The organism is Paraburkholderia sp. A1BS-2L, from assembly GCF_051125205.1.
GTDB lineage: Bacteria > Pseudomonadota > Gammaproteobacteria > Burkholderiales > Burkholderiaceae > Paraburkholderia.
Window position 1 is genome coordinate 210,835 of the sequence record NZ_CP120432.1, and the last position, 24,819, is coordinate 235,653.

General features: G+C 60.7%; 16 protein-coding genes and 2 pseudogenes. 8 read left to right on the forward strand and 10 right to left on the reverse strand.

Features of this window, described 5'->3' with window-relative positions; translation table 11 throughout:
- Positions 1-524 precede the first annotated feature (524 nt).
- On the forward strand, positions 525-3,629 hold the full coding sequence (locus P5W98_RS34780) for a transglycosylase domain-containing protein (protein WP_421029050.1): 3,105 nt from the start codon (positions 525-527) through the stop codon (positions 3,627-3,629).
- A 983-nt stretch (positions 3,630-4,612) separates the two neighbouring features.
- Here P5W98_RS34780 and P5W98_RS34785 read toward each other — a convergent pair.
- Together P5W98_RS34785 and P5W98_RS34790 are read right to left on the reverse strand one after the other, a co-directional pair.
- On the reverse strand, positions 4,613-5,626 hold the full coding sequence (locus P5W98_RS34785; protein ID WP_421029051.1) for a CorA family divalent cation transporter: 1,014 nt from the start codon (positions 5,624-5,626) through the stop codon (positions 4,613-4,615).
- A 45-nt stretch (positions 5,627-5,671) separates the two neighbouring features.
- Positions 5,672-6,664, reverse strand: coding sequence for a slipin family protein (locus P5W98_RS34790; protein ID WP_421029052.1), 993 nt, complete (start codon positions 6,662-6,664; stop codon positions 5,672-5,674).
- Between the two features lie 685 nt (positions 6,665-7,349).
- Here P5W98_RS34790 and P5W98_RS34795 point away from each other — a divergent pair.
- Both P5W98_RS34795 and P5W98_RS34800 read left to right on the forward strand, forming a co-directional pair.
- A pseudogene (locus tag P5W98_RS34795) lies at positions 7,350-7,763 on the forward strand (transposase); the annotation flags it as partial.
- A gap of 247 nt (positions 7,764-8,010) precedes the next feature.
- A protein-coding gene (locus tag P5W98_RS34800) for an IS3 family transposase (protein WP_421028881.1) occupies positions 8,011-9,185 on the forward strand; the annotation gives its coding sequence in 2 pieces (ribosomal slippage) (positions 8,011-8,260 and positions 8,260-9,185; 1,176 coding nt in all).
- A gap of 375 nt (positions 9,186-9,560) precedes the next feature.
- Here P5W98_RS34800 and P5W98_RS34805 read toward each other — a convergent pair.
- The 7 genes from P5W98_RS34805 to P5W98_RS34835 form a co-directional block, all read right to left on the reverse strand.
- Positions 9,561-10,112 (reverse strand): DUF1003 domain-containing protein, encoded by a 552-nt coding sequence (locus P5W98_RS34805; RefSeq protein ID WP_421029053.1) that lies wholly within the window; start codon positions 10,110-10,112, stop codon positions 9,561-9,563.
- A gap of 181 nt (positions 10,113-10,293) precedes the next feature.
- Entirely contained in the window at positions 10,294-11,175 is an 882-nt protein-coding gene (locus tag P5W98_RS34810; RefSeq protein WP_421029054.1) for an ADP-polyphosphate phosphotransferase, read from the reverse strand.
- Positions 11,176-11,256: 81 nt separating this feature from the next.
- Positions 11,257-12,375 (reverse strand): alpha/beta fold hydrolase, encoded by a 1,119-nt coding sequence (locus P5W98_RS34815; RefSeq protein WP_421029055.1) that lies wholly within the window; start codon positions 12,373-12,375, stop codon positions 11,257-11,259.
- Between the two features lie 64 nt (positions 12,376-12,439).
- A complete protein-coding gene (locus tag P5W98_RS34820; RefSeq protein ID WP_421029056.1) occupies positions 12,440-14,914 on the reverse strand; it encodes a plasma-membrane proton-efflux P-type ATPase in 2,475 nt (824 codons plus the stop codon).
- A 346-nt stretch (positions 14,915-15,260) separates the two neighbouring features.
- Positions 15,261-17,729 carry a plasma-membrane proton-efflux P-type ATPase gene (locus P5W98_RS34825; RefSeq protein ID WP_421029057.1) on the reverse strand — a complete coding sequence of 823 codons (2,469 nt, stop codon included), beginning with the start codon at positions 17,727-17,729 and terminating at the stop codon, positions 15,261-15,263.
- 101 nt (positions 17,730-17,830) lie between these two features.
- Positions 17,831-19,027: an acetate/propionate family kinase gene (locus tag P5W98_RS34830; RefSeq protein ID WP_421029058.1), complete on the reverse strand. Its 1,197-nt coding sequence runs from the start codon at positions 19,025-19,027 to the stop codon at positions 17,831-17,833.
- Complete coding sequence (locus tag P5W98_RS34835; RefSeq protein WP_421029059.1) at positions 19,024-20,418, reverse strand: bifunctional enoyl-CoA hydratase/phosphate acetyltransferase; 1,395 nt, start codon at positions 20,416-20,418, stop codon at positions 19,024-19,026. The genes P5W98_RS34830 and P5W98_RS34835 overlap by 4 nt, the downstream gene beginning before the upstream one ends.
- A gap of 81 nt (positions 20,419-20,499) precedes the next feature.
- Between P5W98_RS34835 and P5W98_RS34840 the strand changes: the two genes are divergently transcribed.
- A complete protein-coding gene (locus P5W98_RS34840; RefSeq protein WP_421029060.1) occupies positions 20,500-20,658 on the forward strand; it encodes a hypothetical protein in 159 nt (52 codons plus the stop codon).
- 93 nt (positions 20,659-20,751) lie between these two features.
- Here the strand turns inward: P5W98_RS34840 and P5W98_RS34845 are convergent, their stop codons facing one another.
- Positions 20,752-20,994 carry a hypothetical protein gene (locus P5W98_RS34845; protein WP_421029061.1) on the reverse strand — a complete coding sequence of 81 codons (243 nt, stop codon included), beginning with the start codon at positions 20,992-20,994 and terminating at the stop codon, positions 20,752-20,754.
- A 494-nt stretch (positions 20,995-21,488) separates the two neighbouring features.
- Between P5W98_RS34845 and P5W98_RS34850 the strand changes: the two are divergent.
- The 4 genes and pseudogenes from P5W98_RS34850 (at position 21,489) to P5W98_RS34865 (ending at position 24,726) form a co-directional block, all read left to right on the forward strand.
- Positions 21,489-22,550 (forward strand): annotated as a pseudogene (locus P5W98_RS34850) (IS630 family transposase).
- 609 nt (positions 22,551-23,159) lie between these two features.
- The gene (locus P5W98_RS34855) at positions 23,160-23,852 is read left to right on the forward strand and encodes a CBS domain-containing protein (protein WP_421029062.1); all 693 of its coding nucleotides are present in this window, start codon (positions 23,160-23,162) and stop codon (positions 23,850-23,852) included.
- Positions 23,853-23,871: 19 nt separating this feature from the next.
- Positions 23,872-24,309 (forward strand): universal stress protein, encoded by a 438-nt coding sequence (locus tag P5W98_RS34860; protein ID WP_421029063.1) that lies wholly within the window; start codon positions 23,872-23,874, stop codon positions 24,307-24,309.
- Between the two features lie 45 nt (positions 24,310-24,354).
- Positions 24,355-24,726: an STAS/SEC14 domain-containing protein gene (locus P5W98_RS34865; RefSeq protein WP_421029064.1), complete on the forward strand. Its 372-nt coding sequence runs from the start codon at positions 24,355-24,357 to the stop codon at positions 24,724-24,726.
- Positions 24,727-24,819: the final 93 nt, after the last annotated feature.

A 24,819-nucleotide genomic window follows, 5' to 3' on the forward strand; every position in this document is an offset into this window, starting at 1 on the left:
GCGACGCGCTTGAATACCTGACGCAGGTACGGCTCGGGATCGGGACCGTCGAGACGTGCTGGGCCGATCAGGCTATACATCGCGGCGGTGCGCCCGAGCGTATTGGATGAGTGGATGATACCGGAACAGATCGGTGAGCCTTTTCGGGAGATCCTGCGCGTGTTGTGACCGCGGTGGCCGCCGCGCTTTCGCGGTACCGTGGACCTGGCATCGGTGGATAGGTCAGCGCGCGGACGGGCTGGTGCAGGCGGCGCCCAGGCCACAGAGGTGCGGTGAAACCTCACGTGCGTCGCCTCCCGGGCGCCAGGCCGCCTGGCTTTTGGTGGGCGCTCTGGCGAACTCAGCCTCCCGAGATCGGGCATGGCATCATCGAGCCCGGGTCGTACCTGCCCGGTGGACCTGTTGGTCATAGCCATGCGACTGACGCCGCCATCGTGCGACATGGCCACACATGAATCAACCAGCAAGTTAGACTATCTGGGAGGTGTATTGGTCGATCTGACGCGACGTCCAGGAGAACAATCATGAATCGCCCGTCGGTCCGTTCTCCTCTTCCTGCCACCCATGCCGGTTCAGTCTGGCGGTGGATCAAGTGGGCTTTGGTCGTCGCTATGCTGGCTGCCATCGCCATCGTGGTGCGCATTGTCCAGATCGAAATCGACACCTCTAGACTGCAGGCGCACTACCTCTCAGAACTCACACGCGACATCGGCTTCGCGGTCGAGCCGGGGCAGAGCCACAGCATCCGCTTTCCCACAACGAATGGTCCGTACGATGTGCGGCTTGGCTATGCGGAGCTGCCAGCGTTCACCGACCGGCTCGAAAAGCGCGGCTTCACCGTCGCGGCGCAGGCGCGCGATTCGGCACGCATGATTTCGCTCGCCGACGAGGGACTCTTCCTCCCCTATGAGGAAAAGGACCAGGCGGGAATTGTGCTGCGCGACGCGAACGGCTCGCTGCTGTTCCGTACACGCTATCCGCAGCGCGTCTACGAAAGCTTCGAGGCTGTGCCGCCGCTGGTGCGCGATTCGCTGCTCTTCATCGAGGACAAATATCTGCTTGCCGCCGACCAGCCGAACCGCAATCCGGCCATCGACTGGGGGCGCTTTTCGCGCGCGCTCGTCGATCAGGGCTTGCGCCTCGTGAACAGGCATCAGCACACGCCGGGCGGCAGCACGCTCGCCACGCAGATCGAAAAGTTTCGCCACTCCACGGGCGGGCGCACCGCCACGCCGCCGGAAAAGCTGCGCCAGATCGCGTCGGCCTCGGTGCGCGCCTATCTGGACGGCCCGCAGACGATGCCCGCGCGCCAGCAGATCCTCGTGCACTACCTGAATTCCGTGCCGCTCTCGGCGAGGCCGGGCGTAGGCGAGATCAACGGCATCGGCGACGGCCTCGCGGCCTGGTACGGGCGCGACTTCGGCGACGTCAATCGCATCCTGCGCGAGCCCATTTCGAACTCGACGCTCGATGAGCAGGCGCTCGCGTTCCGCCAGGTGCTGTCGCTGCTGATCGCCCAGCGTGCGCCCTCGTATTTCCTGCAAAAGAACAACGACGCGCTGGCGAAGCTCACCGACAGCTATCTGCGTCTGCTCGCAAACGGCGGCGTGATCTCGCCCACGCTGCGCGACGCCGCGCTCGAGACGCAGCTCACGCTCAGCCGCTCGAAGCCCGCGCCGCGCCCGGCCGTCCCTTACGTGGAGCGCAAGGCGGTGCTCACGATGCGCACGCAGTTGATGCAGGCGCTGGGTCTCAAGACGATCTACGATATCGACCGCCTCGATCTTTCGGCGGCGTCCACCCTCGACGACGCCGTGCAGCAGGCCGTAAGCGACCGGCTCACCGATGCCGCGACCAGGGAGGGCGCGCGCGCAGCAGGCCTCGTGGGCTTCGAGATGCTGAAGCCTGCCGACGATCCCTCGAAGATCGCATACAGCTTCACGCTGTTCGAGCGCCGCGGAGGCGAGAATCTCATGCGCGTGCAGACCGACAGCGTGAACGAGCCGTTCGACATCAATTCCGGTGCGCGCCTGAATCTCGGCTCGACGGCCAAGCTGCGCACGCTCATTACGTATCTGCAGATCGTGAGCGTGCTGCACGCGAAGTACGCGAATGACGATGCGAAGACGCTGCGCGCGATGATTCCGCAGGTCGACCCGGGCGATGCGCTCACGCGCTGGGCGCTCGACTATCTCTCGACGACGCCCGACCGGTCGCTGCCTGCCATGCTCGAAGCGGCCGTGCAGCGCAAGTATTCGGCGAATCCGGGCGAGGTCTTCTACACGGGCGGCGGCGCGCAGACCTTCAATAATTTCGAATCGAGCGACAACGCGCAGATCCTCACCGTGCAGCGCGCGTTCCAGCATTCGGTGAATCTTGTGTTCGTGCGGCTCATGCGCGACATCGTCCACTACGAGATGTTCCAGGTCGCGGGGCCGCCCGCGAAATACCTCGACGATCCGGCGGTGCGCAACCACTATCTCACGCAGTTCGCCGACGCCGAAAGCCAGGTTTATATGAAGCGTTTCTACACGCGCTACCAGGGCATGAACAGCGACGAGTCGCTGCAAGTCCTGCTGCAGCATACGCGCAAGGGCCCGGCGCGGATCGCGACGGTGTTGCGCAGCGTGAACCCGAACGGCGACCAGGCGTGGTTCAACGCGCAGATGCGTGCGCAGCTCAAGAACACCCGGTTCCAGGGGCTCGACGACGAAGACCTCGCGAAGTACTACAGCAAGTACGCGATCGACAAGTTCAACCTCAACGACCGCGGCTATATCGCGGGTATCCATCCGCTCGAACTGTGGCTGCTGAACGATCGGCGCGCCCATCCCAATGCGACGCTCGATCAGGTCCAGCAACAAAGCCGCGACGCACGCCTCTATACCTACAGGTGGCTCTTCAAGACGCGCTATCACGCCACCCAGGACCGGCGCATCCGCCACATGATCGAGCTGAAGGCCTATACCGCGATCGGCAGGTCGTGGCGCGCGCTTGGCTATCCCTTTGACAACATCACGCCTTCGTATGCCTCGGCGATCGGCGCGGCGGGCGACCGGCCGTCGGCGCTCGCGTATCTGATCGGCCTCGTCTCCGACAACGGCGCAAAGCTGCCGACGCATAGCTTCGAATCGCTTGACTTCGCGCGCGGCACGCCTTACGAAACGCGCTTCCTGCATGCGACTACGCCACCGCAGCCGCTCATCTCGCCGGAGATCTCGCAGGTGGTGCGCGAGCTGCTCACATCAGTGGTGGAGGGCGGCACGGCGACGCGCCTCGCCGCTGGCATGACGCTCCCGGATGGCAAGACGCTGACGGTCTACGGCAAGACCGGCACGGGCGACCAGCGCTTCAACGTCTACGCAAAGGGCGCGCACCTGATTGAGTCGCGCAAGGTGAACCGCTGTGCGACCTTTGTGTTCGTGATCGGCGACCGCTTCTATGGCGCGATCACCGCGTGGGTGCACGAGCCGTACGCGGCACGTTACACGTTCACGAGTGCGATGGCGGTACAGTTGCTCAAGTCGATGGCGCCGGTGCTGCAGCCGTTGCTGGAGGACAAGGATGCGCCAAACGGCAAGCTCAAGGCTGGCACCGACGCGCAGGAGATAACGCAGATCGATTCGTAAAGCGTGCGCAGCGTGAGATTTCCCATGATGCAAGTCGGGCAGCTGCCTGTGACTGCGAGTGGACCCAGTTCGGTGCAGGCATATAATCCGGTTGCCAAATTATCTCAGGTGAAGCGGCACGGGGAGTAACAAAGTGCGGTGCGTGAGGCACGTTCCCGAGTGGATTATTCTGTGTGGTCGTGCGACGTCTCTGCTGCCGATGACCGTTCAGCGCAAGCCATTCTGCGCCACTGGAGTCACATTGCAAGAGATTGATCGGAGCATAGAAAAGGCGCCAGTTCTTTACTGGCTCATTGAGTTCGGCCAAAAGTTATAAAATGCCAGGAAGTAATGGCCGATCGCTCAGTTCAGAGCGATTTGGCGGACAGGTAAATATTCACGTAATCACTGAAAGCGGTACCTTCACCGCCATCGGTGGAATGGCTGTTGACCGGAAGGTATGCTTTTCTGAGTGTATGGACAACGATGAGGTCCTTCGGCGCAAGGGTCGCTGGCGACTCCCTTTCGCCTGTTCAACTGCCTCGTCGACAATTGGCGACGCAATGTCCGAATGATCCCGGGATGGCACCACGCACAGCGGCACATATCGGGTAATGACCGGATCGGCCATCGTCTACTGCGGCGGAGAGGTCAAATTCGCTTCGCTTGGCATTAGCCGACCTGAACTGGTCGCGAAGTTGCTCCTGAGCGATCTCGTCCGACGAGCAGAGTCGGCAGGCGAAAGCACCCACCTGTTTGAGACCGCCAGTGCGTTTGTGTCGTTTGATGATGTGATATGCGCTTTCGGCAGGCGAGCGGCGGATTGCGATGCGGAGCTGTCGTCTGGACGGCCAAATGACTTTTCCAGAGTTTGGCGGCAATTGCGAGGTTTGCACTTGCGGGACTTCGAAGGCTAATCCGGAACCTGATCTGATCCCGCAAGGCTTACTGGTGACGGACGCCACATGTAGCGCACGACCGAAGTGAGACTCACGATCGCAAATTCAGTCCCGTCTTCCCCGGAAAATCAGCCATGCGCTCAAACTCGTCAGGATCGACGACAGCAGAACAACGAACAGGAAGCCGTTATCCGAGTGCCGAAAGGGAAGGCCGCCTATGTTCATGCCTAGCAGGCCAGAAATCAGATTGACAGGCAAAGCGATGACCGTCACGGCAGTCAGTATCAGCACGCTCCGATTGGTATGCTCGGCAACGTTGGCTGCGATTTCCTCTTCGAGCAACTGAACACGCTCCCGAAGACTTGCCATGTCACGGGATGCCACCGAAAATTCTTCAGCAGACTGCCTCAATGACTGTACGTCCTCCTCCCGCACCCAAAGGGGCGGTCGGTTGATGAGTCGAAACAGGGCCGCTGGCTCCGGCACTAACAGGCGCCGCAGTCGCACAAGGTCGGGACGAACACCACCCAGACTCGATCGCTTTGGCAGTTTTCCGGCACGCAAGGCTATTTCGACCTCGTTGGCTGTTCGGGTCGAACTGCGCACGATGCCGAACAGGAGATCTGCCTGTCGCTGAAGAAGCCCTATCAGGAGCGCCATCGTACTAGGGAACGTGACCCCGGCCTCGACTTCGTGCGCCAATTGATCGACTGAACGCAGAGGAAGACTTCGAACGCTCAGAAGGCAGCGCGCCCCAACGCTTACCCACAGCGTTGCGACCTTGAGCGGGCCTTTTCGCTCAAAGTCATAGTCGATGTCATTGACGACGGCAATGAGGTTTTGATTGACGTGCTCGATGCGGGTCGAGCGCAAGCTTTCGCGAAGCGTATCGCCGAACCCCGGAGGCAAATTCAAAAGCCGCCTCGGCCAGCCGCTCAGGATACTCGGGACGTCAGGGAAATGCAGCCAGAGGAATCCTTTCTCGCTATCATCGTGCGTCAGCCACTCGACAGCCTCATTCACGTTGATCTTCCGGCCGACTCCGTTTGCGGAAAACAGGTAACCGCGGCTGATCGTCAGGGACTCTGCTTCTTCTACGAGTAATGGTTCGGTACTCATTCCAACTTCCTTCCCGCCCGTCCGATAACCGGATGTATACGTAAATTAGGTCAATTGCTCCGATGTTTCGAGTTGCCGGTTATTTTCACTCGTCCTGTCAACCTCGCTCTCCGACGGCTCCCCGCGCTCTGCGCCTGACGCCCTATGGCCCATCGTCGAAGCCTGATTCAGTTGCTTTGTGAGTGCAGCAAGTCCGGCGATGGAGCCCAGTTGCATTGTCTCCACCGCTGAACTTGGGACGACAACGATCGTAGAATTCTGCTTCAATCCCTCATAGAGCATGTTCATTGCCCTGAGATGCAGCGCGACTGGGTCCTCGACATAGCGCTTTGCGGCTTCGCCAAATTTTTCTGCGACTTGCCGCTCCGAATCACCCAGAATTATGCGTGCCTGCCTTTCCCGTTCTGCCTGCGCCTGCATCGACATCGCGTCCTCGAGTGACGAAGGGATCAAAACGTCCTTGACTTCAACAGAGATAACAGTGATACCCCATGGTTCGGTGCGCTGGTCGATAATCCGACCAAGCTCATCGCTGATTTTCTCTCTGCCTTCGAGCATGTCCGCAAGTACCGTTTTTCCGATGACGTCGCGCAAGGCCGTTTGTGCGGCCCACGTGATGGCACTCCAATAGTCTGCAACGTCCAGGGCGGCCTTTCGGGGGTCAATAACTTTCCAGAAGAGTACCGCGTCGACGTCGACCGGCACGGTGTCTTTCGTAAGCGTCTTTTCGGCCTTGAAGGCACTCGTAATCACACGGGTGTCTATCCAGTACGGAATCGTCTCGATAATAGGGATGATAAAAAATACTCCCGGGCCATTGACTGAACGAATGCGACCCAATCGCAAAACAATGGCTTTTTCCCACTGATTGGCGATTCTGAGCGATGAACTGAGCAGAAAGGAAATGACCAATGTCGCGGGAATGATAAGCAAGCTTTCCGTGTACGAACCGATAACGATTTCGTGGTACGAAAGAAGAAAACCTGCGCATAAAACAATGACAAATATGAGACCGCGGAGCGCATTACTTTGCCTCATGGCATCCTCTCTTCCGGAATATCCCCGACTACAACGGGCCTTCCGCTAGTGGGGCGCCGCAATTGACGGATTTCTAACCGCCTCAAGGGCGACGCTATGACAGCTAAGCCCGCACCCCACCACCTAGCCAAAGGAAGCAGGCAGGCGAAATGGCTCAGCCGTCTCCTTTTCTCAGTCGGCCACCGCGTGCACAGTAACTGGCAGATCAACAGCGTGCCGCATCAGCGCAGGTCAGGTGATGGCAACCTGAAAACCAGCCTATTCGCTGAATAGCCTGGTGCAACTGACCTGGATCAAAAGACCACATCACGTGAGCCCGGAGTGGCGACTTGATATGTCGGCTTCTCCTTCAGGGGGAAGAACTGGATGGCGGATCTGCGCATCGGCAAACACCCCAACGGCCCTACCACCTGCGCGAGCACAAGCGGAATGAGAAAGCACCCGCATTGGGGAACGAACGCGTCGCCATGGTCAAATTCGCGGCTCAAGCGATTGATCATGTCTGATACGCGGCTGAGCCATGCTCCCTCGCGCTTGCCGGTCACCTCGCGATCTTTGGGCTTTGGCGATTCCGTCGCTCAAGGTCGCACTCGACGTCACTGACAATGTCGATGACGTCTTGATTCCCTGCCCGGATGCTGGTCCGGGCAAGCCTTCCTGAGGCATGTTGCGGAACTTGAGGGATGATGCGCATGCTGGGCGCTTCCCATTGCGTGGCAAAGCGGCCAAGATCATGATCAACGACGCGCGGCAAGCGGTACAGGATGCGAGCGCGGAGATCACGCTGGGTGCGGACAAGGGTTACGACGCACAGGAATTCATCGAGGCCTGCCACGAGATGAAGGTCACACCGCACGTAGCGCAAAATACTGCGGGGCGACGTTCGGCGGTGGGCGACACGATTGCCTCGAGCGTGGGCTACGCCATTTCTCAGCAAAAGCGCAAGCTGATCGAACAAGGCTTCGGCTGGGCGAAGACCGCGGGGCGCATGCGCCAAGCGATGGTGCGCGGGTTGAAGAAGGTGGATCAGATGTTTGTGTTGAATATGGCCACCTACAACCTCGTGCGTCTGCGATCCTTAGCACAGGTCCGTCCATAGTGACGGTAAACGCGCACATGAGGCCAGGAATTGGCCTCAAAGCGCTTAAGAGGACGTTGAATTCGCATTGAATTTGCGCAATGCGAAAGATCTTGCCGCGAGAGCCGCGTAATTGGAGCGAGGCCGCGTCAGTGGTGTATTTCAGCGACCTGTTAAGCCGCAACTCACCACACTGGTCTGACCTTGCCCTCGAAAAACGTATCCGTTATTGAGAGTGTGTAAAACTTCAGTGACGGAGGATTGAGCAATGGGTAACCCGAGGGCGCGGTACACGCTGGAATTCAAGGTTGAGGCGGTTCGCATGGTGCGTAACGGCCAGAGCCAGGCGGCGGTGGCAAAGATTCTGGGCATCAGTACGCAGACGCTAAACAGCTGGCTCAAGGCTGACGAGGCTGGCAAGCTCGCTGGCGCAGGCAAACAGGTATCGGCCGAACAGATGGAAATTGCGCGACTCAGGGCAGAGAACGCGAAGCTGCGCATGGAGCGCGACATCCTGGGAAAAGCGACGGCATACTTCGCGAAGAGGTCGGCGTGAAGTATGCCTGGATTGAGCGGCACAGCCGACAATGGCCGGTATCCGTGGCCTGTGAGGCGCTGGGTGTCAGCCCCAGTGGTTATCACAACCGCAAGGCCCGAGACGTTGATCCTGATCGGCCGCGCCGACGTATCAGCAACGATGCGTTGCTGGTCCACATCAAGGCCGTGCACGCCGAATCCAAAGGCGAGTACGGCTGGCCGCGCGTGTGGAAAAAGCTGCTTGCGCAAGGCATTCGCGTGAGCAAGGACCGGGTTCAACGGCTGATGAAGCTGCATGGCATCAAGGCGCGGACCAAACGCCGCTTCAAGGCCACGACAGACAGCAGCCACAACCTTCCGGTCGCACCGAACCTGCTGCAACGCGACTTCTCGCCGGCGAAGCCCGATCAGGTCTGGACGACAGACATCACGTATCTGTGGACCGACGAGGGCTGGCTGTACCTGACGGTCATCCTGGATCTGTTTAGCCGCCAGGTCGTGGGCTGGTCGCTCAAGCCGCACATGCGCACGGAGCTGGTTTCTGACGCGTTGCGTATGGCGTGGTTCCGTCGTCGCCCCGAGACCGGTCTGATCGTGCACAGCGACCGTGGGAGCCAATATTGCAGCGCCGAGTTTCAGGACCTGCTCAAGAGCTACGGCATGCAAAGCTCGATGAGTCGCCGAGCAAATTGTTGGGACAACGCACCGACCGAAAGCCTGTGGGGATCGCTGAAGCAGGCGCGCATCCACGGCAAACGCTTTGCGACGCGTCGCGAAGCGATGGACGAGGTAATCGACTGGTTGAGCTTCTACAATCATTCGCGCTTGCACTCGACGTTGAATTACGTCAGTCCGATGCAATTTGAACAAGACTGGCACGCCGCACAGCGAAAGGAAGCGGCATAATAAGTGCTCGGTTAGCGGATGCGAAAATCGCGGGCAACGTCAGTCCGATATGGCTCCGCAGGGTGAGGACTGGTCGTACGAGAACAAGTTCAAGTAGGCGATTTGCCGTCCATCGTCGATGTGGCGCCCGCGCTGAATGAGGTCTATGCGGACTGGCGTGTGCGCGCCGCATGGCTGACGTCGTTGACGGCTCTCTTTACGGTGGCGATTGCGATGGGCGCGTGGATGCTCGTGCGCGAACTCCGACGCCGGCTGCGCGCAGAGGCACAGAAAGCGCACGAAGCCGGGGCTGTCTGGGCCTGGCGCACACGTGGCTCACTCACACTGCAGGTCGGTCACGCCTCCTGCAGTGTCTCGTTGGCTGGTCAGACGGCGCTACGCATCTCCCTTGTGTTTCGTCAGCTTGCCGTGCACTTCGAGTGTCAGGGCCTCAATACGCTCGCTCAGTGCCTTTGTCATTTCGGTGAGACGGGTATTCTGTTCAAGCAGGGCAACGAGCTGCTCCGTTTGCTGGGCAGCTAACGCCTGCCGCTGCTCACTCGCCTTGGCGAGGTCTTCGCGGTGACGAGCGTCGGCGTCCGCATGTGCCTTGTCACGGTCCGCCTGGCGCGTTTGTGCAAGCAGAATCATCGGTGCGGCGTACGCAGCCTGGAGGCTGAACGCAAGATTGAGCAGAATAAACGGGTAGACGTCGAATTTTGTCCATCCCAGTACGTTCACGACAATCCACACGCCAACTATCGCGGTTTGCGCCACGAGAAAGGTCGGTGTCCCAAAGAAACGCGCGAAGTGCTCGGCCTTGCGCCCGAACCAGTCGTCGCCGAACACCGAACTGAGATGAAGGTGCTGCATGTGAAACCGGTAATGATGGTTGACAGCCCCCGCGTTATCGGAGATCAACACTTCGTTGTCACTTGCTTCACTCATGGTAATGGCCTGTCTGTCGGGAATCCGTTATGATGCCTTGCACGTGCATGACCCTCACCTGCGGCCGGCTTTCGCAGACTATCCCTTCATGCAAAGGTGCAGGTCATCAATGCGCTGGCGAAATCCGCGGCGCAGCGCCGAGCGACTCCGGCGTTCAGTGTGTCTCGCTTTCCGGCGGCGCTTAACCGCCCTCATCTCCCGCGAGCTGGCTGCGAATCCCGGCCAGTTCCCTTCGTCGCGCCTGCGTTGTCTCGGGATAGCGCAGCTTCAGGCGCTCGAACGTATCCAGAATGATCTGCGACACGACGAGCCGCGCGTTCTCCTTGTCGTCGGCAGGCACGATGTACCAGGGGGCTGCATCTGTGCTCGTCGCACTCAGGCATTGCTCATAGGCACTCATGTACTGCGCCCAGAACTTGCGCTCTTCGATGTCCGCCGTGCTGAATTTCCAGTTCTTGTCGGGTTCGTCGATGCGCGCGAGGAAGCGCTTGCGCTGCTCCTCCTTCGAGAGGTGCAGAAAGAATTTTACGATACACGTGCCATTGCGATGCAGGTGACGCTCGAGATCGTTGATCGAGCGATATCGGCCCTGCCACAGGTTCTCGCCGGTGCCCGCGTGGGAGGCCACGCCCTCACCGGCCAGTATCTCCGGATGCACCCGCAGGATCAGTACTTCCTCGTAATACGAGCGGTTGAAGATGCCGATGCGGCCGCGCTCAGGCAGGTCGCGCGTGGTACGCCAGAGGAAATCGTGCTGAAGCTCCTGCGCGCTCGGATGCTTGAAGCTGAACACCTGGCAGCCCTGTGGATTGACACCCGACATGACGTGCTTGATCACTCCATCCTTTCCCGCGGCGTCCATCGCCTGGAAGATGAACAGGACCGCGTAACGATCATCGGCATAGAGCAGGCTTTGCTGCTCGCTCAAGTGCCGGATGTGTTCGTCCAGCATGGCGTGATACTGGCTCTTCGACTTGTAGACCGGGGCCACGCGCGTGGGCCACTTCCCGAGTTGAACCAGCGCGCCCTCGCGTACCCGAAAGTCACCGGAATCGATTTTCATCCTGCCTCTCCCAGCCTGCGCGTCATGCCCCCTGGCGCCATGAACATGGCACGGTCGACGCGCCCTCGTCGATCATCGGCCTCACTGCCCCGCGATCCATCGGGCGATCTGCGGCCAGTGTTCCGACAGCGTTCTCGCCCCCATGAATAGACCAATGTGCCCGCCCGCGACGGTCTTCCGGACAATCAGGTCTTTTGCTGTACCGAGATACCGGCTGGCATCGAGGACCTGCTCGGGCGTGGTAATGTCGTCCGCGGCACCCGCGAGCAAAAACGCGGGGCAGACGATGTCGTGGAGGTCGAGCCTGCGGCCCAGCCCGACGAACGTGCCTTTCGCGAGCCGATTCTCCTTGAAAAGCTGCGTGATCGCCTGGAGGTACCAGCGTCCCGGCAGGTCGATCGGGTTTTCGTACCAGCTCTCGAACGCTTCCTCCTTCGCGAGGTACGAGGGATCGTCGATATGTTCGTACAGATCGACATGCTGCTGGATGTAGTGCTGGTCCGGGTGCATGTTCTTCCAGCCCTGCAGCATGAATTTACCTTTCATCAGGCCGCCGCCCAGTTCGACCAGTTCCTCGTAGAACGACAGCGGCGACGTGTGCACCATCCGTTTGATCGCTCCGTTTCCGGCATCGGTGTCGATCGGTGAGCCCGCGAGCACGAGTTTGGCCACCTTCTGGGGAAAGCGCGCCGCAATCATGGCCGACGTCCAGCCGCCCTGGCAAAGCCCGACGAGGTTCACGCGCCCGCCCAGGTCGTCGATGGCCACCACCAGTTCTGCCAGATAGTTGTCGATTTCCAGGTCCTTCATGTCGGGCGTGGCCGACTTCCAGTCGGTTAGCGCCACATGGCCTATGCCGTTCGCAAGCAAGGTTTCGACGAGGCTCTGCCCCTGGCGGTAGTCGGCGATCACCGCGGTGTGTCCGGCATAGGGCGCGACGACCAGAGTCGGTACGTGGCCATCCGGCTTGCCATAGTCCCGCAGCAGCATCGTGCGCAGGTCCAGACGGATCTGGTTCGCCGTTGCGAGCTTTGGCCTTGACTCCTCGCGGATCCTGATCTCTTCGTCGATGAACTTGAGGTTCCTTGCGTAAAGCTCACCACCTTCCTCGAGAAGTGCCTGCGCCATGGCCACGGGCCAGAATGCGGGTACGCTCAGCAACGACAGCCCGGATGTTTTGATCGAGGGTTCTTTCGGCATATACATTTCCATGATGTGAATGGGCAACGGGGCCGTGAGGGCTTGCGCACGACCGGCCCCGTGGTCAACGAAACTTCGTTGCGTGCGGCATCAGATTGCCTTCCACACGTGACAGATGACGCTCCTGTCTCGCTTCGCGGTGATCGAGCAGACGGTACACAGCGATCTTGATCATGCTTGCCACACCGAACGACAGCAGCGCGTAGGCCCAGACCAGCAGCGCGTAACGCCAGCCGGTCGGGGCCATGAACAGGCCGTAGACGACCACCAGCGTGCCGGCAAGCTGGGTCAGTTCACACGGTACAACGAGCTTAAGGTTGGGCCAGGGGCGCTGCCACACGGCGCCCCTGTTGCGCGTGAGGTAGATCGTCATGTGACCGGAAACGAGCAGCTTCAAGAAGATGAGTGCCTGCACGACCGGCAGTGGCAAGGCGAGGTAATCCCGTACGAGCCAGAACAGGCCAAAGCTTTCGATCACACCATAAACGCCGAGTACGGACGCGACGGTGAGCACGCGCGCCATGTCCCACCTTACGGGCTTCGTGGCCATCGGTGCATTGTCATACGCGATCATCATGATCGGCAGATCATTGAGCAGGGCCAGCAGCACGACCATGATGGCAGTCACTGGATAGAAGTTGAAGACAAGAATGCTCGCCGTCATGAACAGCAGCAGACGGATCGTCTCGGCGATCCGGTAGATCGCGTAGCTCGTCATGCGCTCGAAGATCCGCCGCGCCTCCTCGATCGCCGTCGTAATCACCGACAGACCCGGCGCGGTCAGCACGAGGTCGGCCGCGGCGCGTGCTGCGTCGGTCGCGCCGCTCACCGCGATGCCGACGTCGGCCTGCTTGAGCGCTGGAGCATCGTTCACACCGTCGCCCGTCATGCCGACGATATGCCCGGCATCCTGCAGCGTCTTGACGATCCGGAACTTGTGTTCCGGGAACACCCGCGCAAAACCATCTGCGGCGAGAATGCGCCCTAGCTGCTCGCCCTCGTTGTCATGTTCGAAAACCGATTCCGCGACGACAATGTTCTGGCCAAGCTTGAGTTGCCCCGCGATTTCCTTCGCGATCGCCTCGTGATCGCCCGTTACCATCTTGATCCCGACGCCCATCTCGCGGGTGGCCGCGATCGTCTGCGCACAGTCGTCGCGCGGCGGGTCGAAAAGCGGGAGAAGTCCCAGGTAGTGCCACTTCCCCGTTTCGTCGGTTTGCGCGACACCGAGCGTGCGAAACCCTCTCGACGCCGCCTGCTCGACGCTATCAGCGATCGTGCGGCGCGTGTGCTCGTCCGGTGCGCAGAGATCGACGACAACCTGCGGGGCGCCTTTGGTCACCTTGAAGCCGCGGCCCTCGCCCTGGACGTCCGCCTCTGCGCGCTTGGCGACCGGGTCGAACGGGCGAAAGCTTTTGATCGTGTAGCGATTCGTCGCGCCGGACGGCATGCCGGCGAGGATGGCGGCGTCGATCGCATCCGGCGCCTCGCGGCGAGAGGCCAGTGCCGCGGCCAGCATGAGTTCTTCAGGCTTGACCGATGCCGCGGGCTCGATCTGGCCCAGCGTCAACTCGTTTTTGGTGAGCGTTCCGGTTTTATCGCTGCACAGCAGGTCCATGCCCGCCATTTCCTCGATCGCCACCAGCCGCGAAACGATGGCTTTCAGCTTCGCCAGACGCTCCGCTCCAATAGCCATAGTGACGGACAGGACCGCAGGCAGCGCAACGGGAATCGATGCGACCGTCAGTATGAGAGCAAACTGGATCGTCTCGACCACAGGATCGCGGCGAAACAAAGCGGCCAGACCGATGAGCAGGACAAGGCCGATCGTAACCAGGATCAGGAAATTGCCAATGCGCAGCACGGCGCGCTGAAAGTGCGAGACGGTGCTCGCCTGTTCGACCAGGTGCGCTGTCTTGCCAAAATACGTTTGCATGCCGGTTGCGGTCACGACACCGCTCATTTCTCCCTGCTTCGCGATCGAACCGGAATAGGCATCGTCGCCAGCCTTCTTGTCGACGGGCAGCGATTCGCCCGTCAATGCTGCCTGATCAACGCTCAGATACTCTCCGTCCACGAGTTTCAGGTCAGCGGGTATCACATTGCCGAGCTTCACGTGCACGAGATCCCCCGGAACGAGCAGGCGAGCTTCGATGTCCTTCCACTGGCCGTCGCGGCGCACCCTCGCCTTGAGCGCGAGCCGCTGCTTCAGGAGCGCAATCGCATTGTCGGCCTTGAATTCCTGCCAGAACCCCACGCCCGCATTGACAAGCAGCATGGTTACGATAATGGCGAAATCGTCCCAGTGCTCAAGCACTGCAGACAGGACGGCGGCGATTTCGATCATCCAGGGTATCGGCCCCCAGAAGAAACGCGCCAGGCGCTCGAATGCGGTAATGTGGTGCTCGCTCAGGACATTCTCGCCAAACCTCGCCAGTCGCCTGGCCGCCTCGTCCTCGGTCAGGCCCTGGCTTCCACTCACCGGAGTCTCACCGGCCTCGACCTGAGATTTATCCTGTGTCCGCTGATCCGGGCTCATATCGATCCAACTCCCGCTCCATCCGAATTCCAGTCGCGCCTTGTCTGGCCCGTGAACTGCAATTGCGCTCCTCGTCACTGCAGCGGCGACCGCCATTGGCATACTGGCGATGTCTGCCCGCCCAGATCCGGTTGTGGCACATGCGGAATACGTTTCGCCCGTCCGTAGCGCCACGCCGATGTCTGGTCGCCGCCTGTCATGTAACGTCAACCAAATAGAGGCGCGCCCGTTACCCGGCATAGCCTGTAGTACAGGACTGTCATGACGATTGTCAGACTATTGCCCATGAACGACCTTCACGTTGATTTATGTCAAGCCGAATGGGCAGCTTGTTAAAGCCGCGCCTTCAGGTTCCTTTCGGTAACGGCGCAAGGTGTTGCTCGACCCGCGCGAGATGACGTGACTGGCGAGCCGCGCGGTGGTCAAGCAGCCTGTATACGCTGATCTTGACCACACTTGCGAGCGCGAACATCACAAGCGCATAGCCCCAGACCATGAGCGCGTAGGTCCAGCCCGTCGGCGCCATGAACCAGCCGTAGACGACCGCCAACGTCCCGATCACCTGTGTTGTCTCGCACGACACCACCAGCCGCCAGTTTGGCCAGGGACGATGCCAGACCGCCCCCTTGTTGCGCGTGAGATAGATCGTCATATGCCCGGCAACCAGCAGCTTCAGGAAGATCAGGGCCTGCACGAGCGGCAGCGCGAGCTTCAGGTGGTCACGAACGAACCAGAACAGGCCAAAGCTGCTCAGGACCCCGAACACGCCGAGTACAGAAGCGATCGTCAGCACCCGCGTCATATCCCATCGCACAGGGTTCATCGCAAGCGGAGCGTTATCGTAGGCGATCATCATGATGGGCAGGTCGTTCAGCAATGCGAGCAGCACGACCATGATCGCCGTGACTGGATAAAAATTGAAGACGAGGATGCTCGCGGTCATGAACAGCAGCAATCGAATGGTTTCGGCGATCCGGTAGATTGCATAGCCGGTCATCCGCTCAAAGATGCGCCGGGCCTCTTCGATGGCCTTTGTGATAACAGAAAGGCCAGGCGCCGTTAGCACAAGATCGGCGGCTGCGCGCGCGGCATCGGTCGCCCCGCTTACCGCGATTCCAACGTCGGCCTGCTTCAATGCGGGGGCGTCATTGACCCCGTCGCCAGTCATGCCGACGATATGGCCTGCAGTTTGCAGCGTCTTGACGATCTTGAACTTGTGCTCGGGGAAGACCCGGGCAAAGCCGTCTGCGGCAATGATGCGCGCGAGCTGCTCGCCTTCGTTGTCGTGTCCGAACACGGATTCAGCCACAACGATGTTCTGTCCGAGTTTCAGCTGGCCCGCGATCTCTTTGGCGATCGCTTCGTGATCACCCGTCACCATCTTGATGTCGACGCCCATCTCACGGGTCGCAGCAATTGTCTGTGCGCAATCCTCGCGCGGCGGATCGAATAGCGGCATCAGCCCAAGGTAGCTCCACTTGCCCGTCTCGTCGGTCCGGGCGACACCGAGGGTACGGAAGCCTCGCGCAGCGGCGCGTTCGACGCTCGCAGCAATTGCGCGCCTTGCATCCTCGTCGGGGTCACAGAGGTCGGCGATGATCTGGGGCGCCCCTTTGGTGACCTTGAAGTGCCTGCCCTCGTATGTCACGTCGGCCTCGGCCCGTTTTGCGACCGGGTCGAAGGGATGAAAATCTGTGATCGCGTAGCGATTTGACGACTGATCTGATGGCATCGCGGCGAGGATGGCTGCATCGATCGCGTCGGGCGCGTCGCGGCGCGAGGCGAGGACAGCTGCCAGCATGAGATCGTCGCGTCGCACGCCTTGTGCGGGCTCGATGTCTCCGAGCGTGAGCTCGTTCCTGGTAAGCGTCCCGGTCTTGTCGCTGCATAGCAGATCCATGCCTGCCATCTCTTCGATGGCAACCAGACGCGAGACGATCGCCTTGAGCGCGGCGAGGCGTTCGGCACCGACGGCCATTGTGACCGAGAGGACAGCGGGCAGCGCAACGGGAATGGAGGCGATGGTCAGGATCAGCGCGAACTGGATTGTCTCGACCAGCGGATCGTGGCGGAACAGGGCGGCGAGCCCAATGAGCAACACGAGCCCGACTGTCACCATGATCAGGAAGTTGCCAATACGCAGTACGGCGCGCTGAAAGTGGGAGACGGTTCTAGCCTGTTCCACAAGATGGGCGGTCTTGCCAAAATAGGTGTTCATGCCGGTTGCAGTCACGATGCCGCGCATTTCGCCCTGCTTGGCCACCGATCCGGAGTAAGCCTCGTCGCCGATCTTCTTGTCGACCGGCAGTGACTCTCCGGTCAATGCCGCCTGGTCAACGCTCAGGTAAGCGCCATCGACGAGCTTCAGGTCGGCCGGGATGACATTGCCAAGTTTGACGAGGACGAGATCGCCCGGGACGAGAAACCGGGCTTCGATGTCTTTCCAGACACCATCGCGTCGCACGCGTGCCTTCAGTGCGAGGCGCTTCTTCAGCAACGCAATGGCATTGTCGGCCTTGAATTCCTGCCAGAACCCGACGCCAGCATTGACCAGAAGCATTGTCAGGATGATCGCAAGGTCTGCCCAATGCTTTAGCGTGGCCGAGAGCACTGCCGCTATTTCGATCATCCAGGGGATCGGCCCCCAGAAGAAGTGAGCGAGCCGCTCGAGCACGGTAACGTGATGCTCGACCAGCGCATTTTCGCCGAATTGGTCGAGGCGCCGAGCCGCCTCGGCCTCCGTGAGTCCGCACTGGATAGCGGCCTGCTCGACTGCTGGCTGGCCCGCCTCATAGGACAGCTGATCCTGGTTCATGCCTACCTCCTTCCTGCGCGTTTGATCCAAACCGATGTACGGTTCAGCGCCATAGGCGACACACCGCCATTGCCGATTGCGTCCCGTATTGCTGCCGGGGTTCAAACGCCTTGCGCCTGACGCCCGAGAAGCGTCCAGACGTGCTGTGCGATCATCAGGTCTTCATCCGTCGGAATGACCAGGGCTCGCACCTGGCTCTCGTCGCGGGTGATGCGCGGGCCGCCGGACCGGTTTGCAATGTCGTTCAGATCCACACCGAGCCACGTTGCCTGCTCGCAGACCCGGCGTCGAATTTCGCTTGCGTGTTCTCCGATGCCTGCAGTGAAAACCAGCGCATCGAGGCCGCCCAGGGCTGCAGCCAGGGAACCCAGTTCCCTTCCAATGCGGTAGACGAACAGATCGACGGCGTCTCGCGCGCCAGGCTCGTCGCTCGCCAGCAGGACACGCATGTCGTCGCTCAGGCCCGAAACGCCAAGTAGGCCTGATTCCTGATAGAGGAGGTGGCTGACGGTGTCGACCGACATACCCTTCTCCTGCATCAGATAGAGGACGACGCCCGGGTCAAGGGTTCCGCAGCGGCGACTCATCGGCAGGCCATCGAGCGCGGTAAACCCCATTGTCGTTGCCACGCTTTTTCGACGCCGCATCGCGCACATGCTTGCGCCGCGTCCCAGGTGTGCAACGATCACGCGACCATCAGCGGCCTCGCGCCCAATGAACTGCGGGAGCACACTCGCAATGTATTCGTAGGAAAGCCCGTGAAATCCATAACGCCGAATGCCTTCGTCACCCATTTTTCGCGGTAAGGCGAAGGCAGTCGTCACCGCAGATTGCGTATGATGGAAGGCGGTATCAAAGCAGGCGACTTGCGGCAGCGCAGGGTGCAGCTTTGAGACGCCCTGAATTGCGGCAATGTGATGTGGCTGATGAAGCGGCGCCAGCGGGATGAGACGCTGGAGTTCGGTCATGACGGTCGCGTCAATGCGAACGGGCGCCGTATAGCGCAGGCCACCGTGCACGATGCGATGCCCGGCCGCCATCACGCATTGGTCTGGATAGCGACGATCGAGCCACAGTCGTAGCACGGAGAGAGCGTCCTCATGCGTCGTTCCGGGAGGGTAATCATCGGCCAGAAACGTACCTGCACGATCTTTCACGATGAAATGCAGTTGATGTCCAATGCCTTCGAACTCGCCTTCACAGACGAGATCCTGGCGACTCGGTAGCCTGTGGCCTGGAAAAACCGAGAACTTCATACTTGACGAGCCGGCGTTCAGCACAAGGATGGTATCGCTCACGGCTTCGTTCCGCCCTGATGGCGCGCGAGCAGCAACGCGACCGCGCAGGAGGCGAGCCGTGCAAGCGTTTTATCGGCACGGCTCGTCAGGATGATGGGTACGCGGGCGCCTAGCACGATGCCTGCGATCTCCGCGCCGGCGAGATACTCGAGTTGTTTGGCAAGCATGTTGCCGGCTTCGAGATCCGGCACAACGAAGATATCGGCGCGGCCCGCTACCGGGGATTTGATACCTTTGGTCCTCGCAGCTTCTTCGGATACCGCATTGTCGAATGCGAGCGGCCCGTCCAGGATGCCACCGGTGATCTGGCCGCGATCGGCCATCTTGCAGAGCGCCGCGGCATCGAGCGTGGAGCGCAATTTCGCGGTGACAGTCTCGACGGCGGAGAGTATTGCGACACGAGGCTCGGCAATGCCCAGCGCATGTGCGAGATCGATCGCGTTCTGAATGATGTCGCGCTTGTCGTCGAGCGTGGGAGAAACGTTAATGGCTGCGTCCGTGACGAACAACGGCCTTGGATAGGCGGGCGCGTCGATCGCAAAGACGTGGCTGATACGTCGCGCGGTGCGCAAGCCGCGCTCGTCGTCGACCACGGCGTGCATCAGTTCATCGGTGTGAAGCGCGCCTTTCATGAGCGCCTGGACCCTGCCGGCTCGAGCCATCGCCACGGCTTGCGCGGCCGCAGCTTCGCTATCCGTGGTGGCCACGATCTCACAGGGCGTGAGATCAAGCTGGGCCCGATCCGCAGCCGCGCGAATGCTTGCATCTGGTCCGACAAGTATCGGGACGATGAGGTTCGCACGCGCGGCCTCGATAGCACCCGCGAGTGATGCCGAATCCACTGGATGCACGACGGCGGTTCGTAACGGCTTGAGTCCGCGCGTCATTGCGATGAGACGCGTGTAGCGTCGACCTTTCTCGAATAGTTCGAATTCGGGAAGCGCTTCGGCCGGACGCAGGATTTTTTCTGTTGGAGCAACGACTTCTGTAATGCCCGTGATGACGTCCCCGCCACGCTGGTTAACAGCACGGCACTCCAGTGTGACCCGATGGCTGGCGTCGTCCTTGCCGGTGACGCGTACCGACACGGTAATCGTGTCGCCGAGTGCGAGCGGTTTCGCGAAGTGAAGGGACTGGTCCACGCAGACAGTGCCGGGACCGGGAAGGCGCGTGCCGATTACGGTCGAGAGCAGGGCGCCGGCCCACATGCCGTGTGCCACGTTATTCGGCAAAGGGGCACTTCGTGCGATGCCCTGCTCCAGGCTCATGGTGGTCGCATCCCCAGCCATGGCGGAATACAGTTCGAGGTCGCGGTGTGTGAGCGTTCGCACCAGGCTCGCCGAGTCGCCAACGTTTAACTCCGCGTATGTGCGGTTTTCGATTCGTTCCATGGTGTGTCCTCTGACCCGACTCCATAGCGGTCGTGAGGGGGGATCAGTCGCACAACGCGCTTGACCTGAAGACTATCGTCGATGAATCTGGATGTCGAATTGATCGACGTCAACGAGGCGGGACCCTGCAAGGTGATGGAAAGGGAAGGCGCGGTGATCAAAGCCCGCGGTTTTCGTGCCCCAACCGGGACCCGCGTGGAGATCGGCGCGCAGTTCAAAGTGCTCGACAGGGCGCGATGACGCGACGTGGGTACGTCAGGTTTTTATATAAGCGTGGTTCTCGCCGCCAGGGGCGCATGTGTGTTCCGCGCGCGGATCGGGCGATACGCTCGTTCACAGGCCGATGAAATAAAGCTGTACACCGGCTTGCTCGGCCCACGCCCGGAAGTCGTCGATATGAGCAAATTCGATCTCCCGGTCATGATAGACGCAGCAAAATCCGAATGCCGTTTCGTAGACGATGACCCACTCCGGGTTATCGTGGAGACCGGCACGCAGCGCCGACTGCAGATCGCTCCAGTGCACTGCAGTGCCAATCCACTGACCCGCCGCGTCCAACCAGCGAAAGTGTTTCACCTCAGACTCCACTTCAGGTGCGTTCTCCGCAGGCAACGCGACACGCGCTCAATACTTCCGGGCAATGTTGCTCTCGGCGGTGCCCGGGCCGTGCGAGGCGAACGGATTTTCGTCCCGCGTCACGCATCAACGGCTTTCACCGCGTGTGCATCCACAGTTGCGTAGCAGGCACTTCGATTATTTTTCTACCCAATAGAAGTACAGGTCCGCGGGAGTGGTCTTGCTGAGCCTGACCACGCGGGTCTGGACCTGCCCACCATTGGCTGCGCTCACCGTGCCCCGCCGGTACCTTCGCGAGGAAGAACGGTCCGCTGGAAACGGCACTCATGAGTGTCTTGCCCTGCGCGTCCTGGATGGACACGCGTACATCGGAGAGGTACGCGCCGGTACCTTTCGTTGCAAACGTCATACGGAGGTTATAGTCCTTGCTTGCCGCGCGAATGGCCTGCTGCTAGTCGATTGCGTCATTGAATTGGCACCCCATGTGTGTTCAGATACAGGTCATGGGAAAAATGAATCTGACAGATATCGAACGGGAGCAACTGCAGTCGGCCGCGCGTAGCCGAACCGTGCGGGCGGCGGACGTGCGACGTGCGAAGTTGATCTTGATGCTCGAGGACGGCGAGTCGCGCGACAGCATCATGCGCACACTCGGTTGTGACTCTCGCTTCATCGCGCGCTGGTCGGCGCGATTCCTCAGTGAGCGGCTGGCCGGCATGTATGCCCGGCACCCCGGGCGAGCGCCCAGGGTGCCACCCGCGAGACTGGAAGCGCGGGTGCTCAATCGCACCCTCAAGCACAAACCCCCGGACGGCTCGACACACTGGAGCAGCTACAAGCTCGCGGCAGAACTCGGCGACGTGTCGGTCTCGAGCGTGCAGCGCATCTGGCGCAAGCACGGTATCAAGCCGCAGCAGCTCGAGCGGCACATGGTCTCCAACGACCCGGACTTCGAGGCCAAGGCGGCCGACGTGATTGGGCTGTACCTGAACCCGCCGGCACACGCAGCGGTGTTCTGCGTGGACGAGAAGACGGCGATCCAGGCGCTCGACCGCAAGGACCGAATGCTGCCGCTGTCGCCGGGGCGCGCTGAGAGCCACGGCTTCGAGTACAAGCGCAACGGCACGCTCAGTCTGTTCGCGGCATTCAACACTGCCACTGGCGAGGTGTTGGGCAAAACGGCGGCACGCCACACCAGCGAACAGTTCGTGGCCTTCCTGACCGACGTCGTTGCCAGCTAGCCCAAACGCCGCGAAATCCATGTCATCTGCGACAACGTCAGCAGCCATAAGACGCAGCGGGTCGCCGAGTTCCTCGATGCCCATCGCAACGTGCGCCTGCACTTCACGCCGACCTACTCGTCGTGGCTCAACCAGGTGGAGAACTGGTTCTCGCGCATCCAGCGCGATGTGATCGCGCGCGGCATCTTCAGTTCAGTGAAGGATCTGGATCGCAAACTGATGCATTACATTCGCGAGCACAACAAGAACCCGAAGCCAATCAAGTGGAAATATGCCGAACCTTCGCGTCGGATTCGAGCGGTGCCAATTCAATGACGCAGCGGACTAGCCTGCGCCAATTCCGCCGCTGATGTAGACCACGCCGCCCTGCGTGGCGGGTGACAACGGCGACGGTTCTCGCGCCAATATTCCTGGCGCCACCGCTAACGCGCCTGACGCCAGCAAAGACATAATTAAGCCGTTGAATCGTTTCATCATATGCCTCCAGTAAGCCGGCACGGCGTACCGTCGCGAATCGAAACCGGTTCACGATAATTTGCAGGCTAGTGCTTCGGCGGAACAGCGGATTGACCTGAATCATGACAGGGCGTCCTGCCCTGGCGAGCAGGTTTTCCCATCACATGGCCGTAGCCCGCGCACCACCGGGATGAAACCGCTGACTTCGGAAATCACATACGTTGCGGGGCATCCCGGCCCTGAGATTGCCCGCTGGGGCGAACAGCACGCGCGCGCAAACCCCGTGCAGAAGCGTGGGGGCTCGACCGTCCCGTCACAGGCGGCTGCGCGCCGGGCGGACGGAAAAGCGATGGCGATCCACCTTGAAACCAATTGATGCAGGTCAACTTTCCGGTGTCGGGCCAGCATAGGCTGCTCCTACGGTAACAAGCAGCGGTGTGCGAGCGTTCAGGGTGAAAGGAGATGGCCATGCAAGCTGTCGATGTCATGACTCGGAAAGTCGTGTCCGTCAAGCCGGACATGACCGTGCGGGAAGCCGCAGCACTTCTCGTCGAACATGAAATTAGTGGAGCGCCGGTCCTTGACTCTCAGGGACATTTGCTCGGCATGATCAGCGACGGTGATCTGCTGCATCGGGTTGAACTCGGCACGGGAGAGCCCCGCCGTTCGCGGTGGCTCGAAATCTTCTCAGCCAGTCATGATGCCGCAGCCTATGTCAAGGCGCATGCGCGGCTGGTGAAAGACGTCATGACGGGGGGCGTAGTCACCGTCGACGAGTCGACGCCGCTAGATGAAGTTGCCAATCTTCTTGAAAGCCATCACATCAGACGCGTGCCGGTGATGCGCGGAGACCAGGTAGTCGGCGTTGTCAGCCGGGCCAATCTTGTCCAGGCGCTGGCCATTGCGCCTCTTGAGCCCAACACGCTTCAGGCCGTGAGTGATCGCGAGATCCGGGCCATGTTGATGGGGGAGATTGCCAGCCATAACTGGGCCCTGTCTGGCCGTAACATCATTGTCAGGAACGGCGTCGTCCACCTGTTTGGTTACTACGTGTGGTCCCCCGCTCAGGTGCAGGCATTGCGGGTCGCGGCTGAAAGCGTCCCTGGTGTGAAAGCGGTCGAGGATCATACGTGCGCCACACCGGCCACGGTGGGAATATAACTGACAGGGCAGGACGATCATGAACTGGATTGTCGCGGCGACGGATGGTTCCGAGGGGGCCAACAGGGCGGTCGAATATGCGGCCCGTTGGGCCAGTCGCGAGCACCTGGGACTTCTGATCGTCAATGCCATCGGCGGATATGGCCTCCCGGAAAAAGCGCTCAGAAACCTGACGCAGGCGCGCAATGCCTGGTTTGACGAAATGTTGACGGCACTTTCCGCCGAAACTCTCAAGGACGCGCGAGACCGCGCATGGTCCATCGGGGCTAAATCGGTTGAACTGGAATCGAGAGCCGGAGAGGTCGCCCCAACGCTGATCGAAATTGCCGCGCAAAAGAACGCCCAGGCGATTGTCGTCGGCAAGCGCGGGACGGGACGCGTTGCCGGTCTGCTGCTGGGCAGTGTCTCGCAGGCGCTTGTGAGTCTCGCACCCGTGCCGGTGGTCGTTGTCCCATGAACCGGGATTTCTCCAGGTTTGCCAGAGGCGTAAAAAGGAGTCGAGATGATAGAGATCGTGGCAAACCTGCCAGACGGGGTTGCAGGATTTGTGGCAAAGGGGCGCGTGACAAGAAAGGACTACGAAAACGTCCTGATTCCCGCGATGGAGAGGATGCTCAAGACTCACCGGAAGGTGCGGTGCTATTTCGAAGTGGGGCCGGAGTTTTCCGGCATGGATCCCGGCGCCGCCTGGGAAGACTTCAAGCTTGGTGTGCAGCATCTGACGCAATGGGAACGCATGGCGGTCGTGACGGACATCGAGTGGATGCGGATTGCACTTAGCGTCTTCCGCTTCCTGATCCCCGGGGAACTGCGCATCTTCGGCGTCTGCCAGTCGGCGCAGGCGCGCGGGTGGCTCATCGAGGACAAGGAGTGACTAGCGTGGCGCCGCAGCACTGGTGATGCGGTTCTTCTCGTAGTCCGGATACGGCACGTCATGAGCACCACGAGCCGTTGAGGATGTGGGGAC

What these genes read in the sequence shown, in the direction of transcription:
- P5W98_RS34780 (WP_421029050.1), top strand. Translation starts at nt 525, where the DNA reads ATGAATCGCCCGTCGGTCCGTTCTCCTCTTCCTGCCACCCATGCCGGT.
- P5W98_RS34785 (WP_421029051.1), bottom strand. Translation starts at nt 5,626, where the DNA reads ATGAGTACCGAACCATTACTCGTAGAAGAAGCAGAGTCCCTGACGATC.
- P5W98_RS34790 (WP_421029052.1), bottom strand. Translation starts at nt 6,664, where the DNA reads ATGAGGCAAAGTAATGCGCTCCGCGGTCTCATATTTGTCATTGTTTTA.
- P5W98_RS34805 (WP_421029053.1), bottom strand. Translation starts at nt 10,112, where the DNA reads ATGAGTGAAGCAAGTGACAACGAAGTGTTGATCTCCGATAACGCGGGG.
- P5W98_RS34810 (WP_421029054.1), bottom strand. Translation starts at nt 11,175, where the DNA reads ATGAAAATCGATTCCGGTGACTTTCGGGTACGCGAGGGCGCGCTGGTT.
- P5W98_RS34815 (WP_421029055.1), bottom strand. Translation starts at nt 12,375, where the DNA reads ATGCCGAAAGAACCCTCGATCAAAACATCCGGGCTGTCGTTGCTGAGC.
- P5W98_RS34820 (WP_421029056.1), bottom strand. Translation starts at nt 14,914, where the DNA reads ATGAGCCCGGATCAGCGGACACAGGATAAATCTCAGGTCGAGGCCGGT.
- P5W98_RS34825 (WP_421029057.1), bottom strand. Translation starts at nt 17,729, where the DNA reads ATGAACCAGGATCAGCTGTCCTATGAGGCGGGCCAGCCAGCAGTCGAG.
- P5W98_RS34835 (WP_421029059.1), bottom strand. Translation starts at nt 20,418, where the DNA reads ATGGAACGAATCGAAAACCGCACATACGCGGAGTTAAACGTTGGCGAC.
- P5W98_RS34840 (WP_421029060.1), top strand. Translation starts at nt 20,500, where the DNA reads ATGAATCTGGATGTCGAATTGATCGACGTCAACGAGGCGGGACCCTGC.
- P5W98_RS34855 (WP_421029062.1), top strand. Translation starts at nt 23,160, where the DNA reads ATGCAAGCTGTCGATGTCATGACTCGGAAAGTCGTGTCCGTCAAGCCG.
- P5W98_RS34860 (WP_421029063.1), top strand. Translation starts at nt 23,872, where the DNA reads ATGAACTGGATTGTCGCGGCGACGGATGGTTCCGAGGGGGCCAACAGG.
- P5W98_RS34865 (WP_421029064.1), top strand. Translation starts at nt 24,355, where the DNA reads ATGATAGAGATCGTGGCAAACCTGCCAGACGGGGTTGCAGGATTTGTG.